The following is a 6709-nucleotide window of genomic DNA, read 5'->3' as shown; positions in this document are numbered from 1 at the left end:
TATTGGCATGCATTGCAATACTGCGAATGCCTGGGCTCCTGCTGTTACTCCCCGCACTGTGCCCAGATTGGAGGTATGAGCTCATACTCGTCTTCAGCGGGTGACTGCCTTGGCATTGGTCGGTTCCCCAACCTAAAACGGACCTTGGTTTACAGATCAGACCGGTCAGTCAGCGGACAAACCTGCCGGTATCCGCCGCGCGCTGTTCAGAGGGCCTAACGACGGATTTGCGCAGAATGCGGACTTTGCAAAGCTTGCCCAACGTCCCTTAGCGGTCATTGGCAACACTGCTAAATGCGGCGACGTTGCTTCTCCAGTATGGGCATCTGTGAATTCATCGATTTTGAGCGAATGCGACTGAAATAGTCCCATCCAAGACACGAGATATGGCGTGCATGCTATGGTTGCATGCAAGGCATTGACTTGTGCACGGTAATCAGGGTCTGCTCTTGAGACATCGAAATGTAACGTTACACTTTTTTGGGTTTTAACTTGAGAGTTCGTCTCGACAAGATTGAGGTCAGCAGTTTCAAGCGTATCCAAACGCTAGAGATAGAACTTAAGCCGATGACGGCTTTGGTTGGCGGCAACACGAGCGGCAAGAGTAGTGCTCTACAGGCTGCTCAACTTGGGGTTTCAATCCTTCAGGCTGCATTCGGTGGATTTCGCAAGAATGGGATCCCAGAGTTTTCTAAGACAGTGGCGAACGACGCAGTTCTTTTCAGGCCAACCGAAAATCTTCTTGATCTGCGTCACGGCGGCGCAGCCACTCAGAACTATGGGTACGCTGTTCGGTACTCTGGCGTAAACCTCGATACGAATGAGCAAATGACTCTGAAAATTGAAATCCGCCGTGGTAAGAATGCGAATATTGCAATCACCCGCGAGGGCGACAATGACCTTGCTGTGGTTTTGGCCAGTGATCAGCAACCATTTTCGATCCTGACCCCAGGCTTGTCTGGCATTTCCATGCGTGAGGAATGGAGGACAAAAGCAGCAATGGATGCTGCAGTCATGCATGGAGACGCCAATCTTTACTTGCGCACTGTGCTCGACCACCTTTTCAAACGCGACTTAGATGCAGCAGCTCGGACGGCGTGGCTCCAACAGCGCTCGATTGATGCTCTTCCAGATGAGAGTGGTTGGAAGGCGTTCGCCAAGCTACTCGACCGTTGCTACGACGGCGCACGCGTACTTGTGAATCATGATCCAGAACATGATCGCTTCATCAATGTAGAAGTCGAAACGCCCAGTGCATCGGTGACGCTCGACATGGCGTCCACTGGAATGTTGCAAGTCATACAGATCGTGGCATACGCTTGCTTCTATAAGCCCCCGCTGTTGCTCCTGGACGAACCAGACGCCCATTTGCATGCTGATAGTCAGTCGCGTCTTTACGAAGCGCTCAAGGGTGTTGCGGAGGAAACGCAGACTAGAATTCTCTTCGCCAGCCATTCTCCACAACTGATCCAACGGTTGATGTACGACCAAGACGCGGACGCTATCTGGATGGCAGACGGTGCTAAGGTGGCCTTGGACGAGGGGCAGCGACCAGCCATACCGATCATGATGGCACTTGGCGCGCTGACCGCAGGTGCGGAAATTTTTGATCCGGCGCGGCAGATCGTTCTTATGACTGAAGACAAGAATTCGGAGCCAGTAAGGGTCTTAGCCTTGGCAAACGGCGCTCCTCCGGAAAGCCTAGCGGTATTGTCTTACAATGGATGTGGCAATCTGCCAGCCGCCCGACTTCTGGCGAATATGATTTCTGATATGAGACCCGATGCCCAGATCATAATCCATCGAGATCGCGACTTTCGAACTGAGCAAGAGATGAACTTCGAACTCGCGACAGCATCGGCTGAACGAGAGCGAAACGGTATTACAGGTGTTTCAGAGCTTTTTACGCCATTCAACGACGTTGAACACTCCTTTGCGCAAGCGAACCACCTAAAATTAGTCTTCGATGATGTCGATCCGCAACTAATTGACGCCGCGATCATTGATGAGACCACAGTCAGGCGAGATGACCTAGTACATGCCGCGCGCGTAGCTCGCGAGCAAATCCGTGCAACCACCTACATTCCCCGGAAGCAGGGCAAAGTAGAATGGGCCGAAGCGGCTATGCCAAACCAGCCACCACCCGACGCAGGTTTCTTGCCTGCCAACGGACTGGTGCCGGTTTCCTTCGAGCATTCCCATGGCAAAAAGCTGATAGCTGGTTTGAAAACCAGGATCCATGGTCACGTTGGGGGAGATTCTCAAGACACAGAAAAGAGGCTGTTCTCATATTCCGAGCACCTTCGAACGGAAGCTTGGACGAATGCGTTTCAGGACGACTAGCTAGCAGCGTCGAAAGTGGTTTTTCGAGCAATAGGATGTATAAGACCCTCCTGTGTCGCGCCTTGGTAACTTCAAGCCGATCAACATCCGCTTAGGCCACACTGGGTAGATCAGTGCACGGGCGAAGCGAACGACCGGTTTGGGCTGCGGAAGTCAAATCTGCCCTTTGGGTTGCCCCGTGAACGAAAAAGACGGACAGGCATTGCACTCACTAATCCCAGAGTTGATTTTTGATACAATCCACGCAACCATGTCATTGCAATCATGGATTGTTAAGGCAAACACTTTTTGGCGAGGAAAGCATGATACCAGTTGGCACAATTTTACCATTTTACGGCGGGGACAACGACAAGCCGAGCGACTACCTCTTTTGTAATGGCGATAATATCAATAGAGCAAATTTCCCGAAGCTTTATGACCTTCTCACCACGGTCAACCCCAGCTTGAAGCTGGACGACGACGTCTGCAGGTTGCCTGACCTCAGGGGCATGTTCTTAAGGGGCTGGGACAATGGTGGAAACATTGACCCAGATCGAAAACTGGGTAGCGAGCAGGAAGACGCCCTTGAAGAACATGAGCACGCCTACTCACGGCTGACCCAATTCAAAACTTCAAATTTCAGCAATAGTGCTGATCGAGGAAGACAAGACATGCCCAAGGAAGGCTCCGGTACCCGAGAGTGCGGAGAAGGTGGTGATGGAGCAAACCAGTACGCATTGGAACTGACCAATGGCCTGGACAAAACAGAACCAGGTGACCGGCCAAGTGAGACGAGACCCAAGAACGTGGCTGTAAACTACATCATAAAGAGCTGATGCATGAGCCTTGCGCTGGTGTGCGCTAGCGTTTCATTAAGGGCCTATGTGAGAATTCGGGCGGCGGGCGAGCTCCCGCCGCCTGGACATACTAAATCACCCAGCGGCAATCATGCTCAGCAGTTCGATCTCCGGGTTCAACCGCGCAGTCGAAAATCGAATGTCTGGTTTGGGCTGGCGCCCTTCATCTCACCAAAACGCTCAGATGTTGGTAGCGAGCCCAAAGTACCCTGATGCTGCGCCGCAAATGAATGTCTGCACTTCCCTTGGACACATGCAGCATCAAAGGTAAGCTGCAACGAGCATTCCAACTCCATGAACTTCGGATGTTTTTAGATACATAGGAGGACCATCATGTTACAACCGGTTATTCTGTCCAACACGACGCGCGGGAGGTACTTTTGGCAAACTGTCTTCAATCTCGACAACTCAGGTAACAATGCCTCGCTGAAACGGACCATTGAAATTGAAAGACGAGCTACGCTTACATCAAAATCTTTTCTGACCAAAGCGTTTGATACTAAATCAATTTTTAAGTTTGGGAACAAGACAAGTGCGTCACTGAAATTCAAAGGTGTTGGGGCTGAAAACACAACAGAGTTCAACATGCACTTGGAGTTAGCTTCGCGCCTCGAAGAAAAACTCGAGCGGACAACCGAAACGTACTCGGGTTACAAGGAGACACATATTTATGAGGTAGGCCCAAATAGCAAGCTAGCGCTCTATCGACTGCACTACGAGAGTGATGGCGTCGTGGCGGAAACGGAGATTCTCTCTACAACGAAGTCTGCCGACGTTTTCGTCGACTTGAACTTCACACTCGAAAAAGAACTGCTTGGGTTGGAAGAAATTCTCCTGGTCCTTCGAGATACTAAACCCTCCCAAGACAACGTAGCCGAATGGACAACGGTTAGAAACTCAATTGTTTCGTCAAGCCACAAACCATACGATGAGGCCTTTGGTGATCTTTTGGACACTTTGGAGTCTATCACTCCAGGTCGGGCCAATACGGCTGAATGGGCAGAAATTCGAAATACTTGCAGCGAAATCAAAACATCTCGTGGGACGACTGACGATCAGCTTTTGCTAAGAAAACTGCTAACACGCTTTTCAGTCACAATACCAGGCCAAGACAATAAAGCCGAATGGGCAAAAATTAAAGAAGAATCGGATCGCTTATTGAGCGGGATTAGCCAAATTTACTGATAGTCTCCTCTCCTCATCGGTGAATTCAAGCCAAGAAGAGAATGCCCGAAGAAGGATTATTTTAGTAAAGCTGGCAACTATCCAATGCGACATCAGAACAATCCGCTCGGTGGTCGATCAAAGGCGCTCGTTCTTGGATGATTACCGAACGACCGCTTCGCCCGCGCCTCGCTCGCTCGAACACCTCAATCCAATGGCGGCTTTGGGCTGCCAAAGGTCAACCTACTTGATATGTCGGATGCACCTTCTCCTAGCTCAGGAAGCCACTTATCGCAAATTCTGCTGACGACGGACAGGGCACCTCAAATGCCAGTTGGGACGGGCAGTCTGTCTATCGCCTACTGGCGGCGCATCAAGCTACTGACAAGTAACTCTAATCTGTAGTGGCACCTCAATAAGAGACCTTCGCGCGCCGGAACATGCTTGTTGGGCTTCTGGTCCAAGCTGAGGTGCGCTTCCGAGATTTTCTTGTCTTTCGCCGAAGCCACAACTGCAGGTAAACTTAGCTGCTGCTGCAGCAGCAGGGTCATCAAGAGTGACCTCCCAGGTCCCAGATACTGACTGGCCATTAAATGCCGCCGTAGATTGCCTCGCCGGCAAGGCTGCAAGGGCCGAACCCTTTGATACAAAGATGTTCTCACCAGAGAAGTTTGTTACGCCGTTTACACGGCCAGACGAGTCCCAAACAGTCGGTGCAGGGGCGTAGAACCACCTTGGTCCTTCACTTGTGCATACGCCACTTGCGCTAACTAAAAACGTGCGCCCGTCTGGTGGAATGACGTCAACACGCGTCGTGAGCTCCCGTGACGTTCCTGCCAATTTAGCCTCCAGACGAAACACAGTATCGTCGTTGATGGGACCAACCGAGACGTCTTCTGCATCTTCCGGAAGTGAGGCTGGTATCGATACGCCTCGAGAAGGATCGGCTGTCAAGTTCAGCAAGTCCGACCGTGTCTCCCACGTCAACTCGACGTTCCCGCCCGCACAAACGTTTGCCGACTCGGCCTCAAAGACAGTAATGTTTGCGGACGTTTGTACTGGGCGATTGCTCGAAGTCGTTGCCGCAAGCGAAGTGATGCCCAATATGAGAATGAAGTTTGTTATGACGGTGCTGTTGCTGTGATTCATTTAATACTCCTCTGAAGGTTAAGCGCTATAAGAAATGCAACTGCTCCTCCGAGCATCGCTGCGATCAAATCCAGTGTTGAGAATGTCCCATTGAACTGCCAAGGGTATCCAATGTCGTTCATCAGGTTGCCGACTGTGTCGCTCTGAGTAACCTCAGATGCAACATTCAGGGCTGTCCAAGCAATTGGTGTACGGATCAACATCCCAGTTGTGCCGACTGCGCCGTATGTGAGACAGCTAAATGCAAACACGTGTAGAAAGCTTGGCAACATATCTGTCAGTGAGAGAAGTACTCCTCTCAGCTCATACGGGGGATACGGATCAAGAATGACAGCCCCCCAGCAATCACCACAGTCACGCAAAAGTACGTAGAAGCCATATCCAATTGTCAACCCAACGATACCCAGCAAAAACAGCCCGGCATCCTTTGCGCCGACAAGGTCAATCGTACTTGAAAAACGACGAATATCAGAGATCACTGTAGCATATCCATGTTCGCTGCAAAAAAGAACAAAGCATCAAATTCGGTGGGCAAAAAGTGAGCCTGACGACTGTATAAAACCCTGCTTGCTCTGTCAGAGTGGTGCGAAAGGACAGCACCAATCAATCACCCAAAAGGGGGATGAAGCCGGGATTTCGCCCGCCGATACAGAGGATCTATGAAGGCTTGGAGTACCAAGAATAAGCGGAATAGAAGACCTGGAGATCAATGCATAGTGGACATAGGCGCGATTGCGGCGAAAGCTCACATGTCCGCTTATTGTTCGATCAGTACGGCCAAGCCAATGTCAGGTTTGGGATGCGCACGGTCAACCGACCGAACTCAAGGGATGTCAGCAGCGAGCCCATTCCGACCGATGCTGCATCGCCAATGATGGCTGCTTCAGTCGGATTTCATCCACCATTTTTCTTCGTTTTGCCGTTTCTCAGGCAGAGAACGACTGGCGAAAGCATCCCAAACGTAGATCACCGGTTCTTCATAAGAGTGTAGACGGTGAATGACGCTCATTGCATCATCCAGCAGATGCTTGTCCTTTGTGATTGAAAAGGTCAGTACACGAACCTGCCTGCTCGTAGCGGTTTCCATAGGACCGATGGCGGTGCCCTGCGCACCGCGAAAAAACTGCGTGCCAGTGGAAGTTTCAAAGGACACTTGGTCATAGTCCCCGTAGGCTAGTCGCACCTCGTCGCAGAGCGCCAGTCGAATACGTTCATCA

At 51.1% G+C, this 6709-nt stretch carries 5 protein-coding genes and 1 pseudogene; 3 read left to right on the top strand and 3 right to left on the bottom strand.

Translation table 11 applies throughout. The features are described 5' to 3' along the window. Positions 1–480 precede the first annotated feature (480 nt). The 3 genes from SLH47_RS25915 (at position 481) to SLH47_RS25905 (ending at position 4364) form a co-directional block, all read left to right on the top strand. Positions 481–2343 carry an AAA family ATPase gene (locus SLH47_RS25915; protein ID WP_320243995.1) on the top strand — a complete coding sequence of 621 codons (1863 nt, stop codon included), beginning with the start codon at positions 481–483 and terminating at the stop codon, positions 2341–2343. A 302-nt stretch (positions 2344–2645) separates the two neighbouring features. Beyond that, the gene (locus SLH47_RS25910; RefSeq protein WP_320243994.1) at positions 2646–3158 is read left to right on the top strand and encodes a phage tail protein; all 513 of its coding nucleotides are present in this window, start codon (positions 2646–2648) and stop codon (positions 3156–3158) included. Positions 3159–3512: 354 nt separating this feature from the next. Beyond that, positions 3513–4364 carry a hypothetical protein gene (locus tag SLH47_RS25905; RefSeq protein ID WP_320243992.1) on the top strand — a complete coding sequence of 284 codons (852 nt, stop codon included), beginning with the start codon at positions 3513–3515 and terminating at the stop codon, positions 4362–4364. Between the two features lie 338 nt (positions 4365–4702). Here SLH47_RS25905 and SLH47_RS25900 read toward each other — a convergent pair whose 3' ends face one another. The 3 genes and pseudogenes from SLH47_RS25900 to SLH47_RS25890 all read right to left on the bottom strand — a co-directional run. Next, positions 4703–4894, bottom strand: a complete 192-nt coding sequence (locus tag SLH47_RS25900) for a hypothetical protein (protein ID WP_320243990.1) — start codon at positions 4892–4894, stop codon at positions 4703–4705. Positions 4895–5488: 594 nt separating this feature from the next. Next, entirely contained in the window at positions 5489–5971 is a 483-nt protein-coding gene (locus SLH47_RS25895) for a hypothetical protein (RefSeq protein WP_320243988.1), read from the bottom strand. A gap of 404 nt (positions 5972–6375) precedes the next feature. Further along, positions 6376–6709, bottom strand: a pseudogene (locus tag SLH47_RS25890) (hypothetical protein); the annotation flags it as partial.

Origin of the sequence: Cognatiyoonia sp. IB215182, assembly GCF_033963905.1 — a bacterium.
Classification (GTDB): domain Bacteria; phylum Pseudomonadota; class Alphaproteobacteria; order Rhodobacterales; family Rhodobacteraceae; genus Yoonia.
This window is presented reverse-complemented; position numbering and strand designations above follow the sequence as displayed.

Excerpts from the sequence above, each read along its gene's own strand:
- SLH47_RS25905 (WP_320243992.1), top strand. The coding sequence starts at position 3,513 with ATGTTACAACCGGTTATTCTGTCCAACACGACGCGCGGGAGGTACTTT.
- SLH47_RS25910 (WP_320243994.1), top strand. The coding sequence starts at position 2,646 with ATGATACCAGTTGGCACAATTTTACCATTTTACGGCGGGGACAACGAC.
- SLH47_RS25900 (WP_320243990.1), bottom strand. The coding sequence starts at position 4,894 with ATGACCCTGCTGCTGCAGCAGCAGCTAAGTTTACCTGCAGTTGTGGCT.